The organism is Pseudoalteromonas sp. S3785 (genome assembly GCF_005887365.1).
GTDB lineage: Bacteria > Pseudomonadota > Gammaproteobacteria > Enterobacterales > Alteromonadaceae > Pseudoalteromonas.
Window position 1 is genome coordinate 1 of record NZ_PNCT01000236.1, and the last position, 407, is coordinate 407.

General features: G+C 51.6%; 1 rRNA gene. It reads left to right on the plus strand.

From position 1 onward, the window contains the following. Positions 1–407 (plus strand): 23S ribosomal RNA (locus CWC17_RS19285); the annotation flags it as partial.

Sequence of the window (407 nt, forward strand, 5' to 3'; positions counted from 1 at the left end):
GTAGTTTTGATGTTCTAACGTTGGAAGCTGTATCGGGGTTACTGTCAGTGGCTGGTGGGTAGTTTGACTGGGGCGGTCTCCTCCCAAAGAGTAACGGAGGAGCACGAAGGTTGGCTAAGTACGGTCGGACATCGTACGGTTAGTGTAATGGTAGAAGCCAGCTTAACTGCGAGACAGACACGTCGAGCAGGTACGAAAGTAGGTCATAGTGATCCGGTGGTTCTGAATGGAAGCGCCATCGCTCAACGGATAAAAGGTACTCCGGGGATAACAGGCTGATACCTCCCAAGAGTTCATAACGACGGCGGTGTTTGGCACCTCGATCTCGGCTCATCACATCCTGGGGCTTAATACGGTCCCAACGGTATCGCTGTTCGCCATTTAAAGAGGTAAGCAAGCTGGCTTTT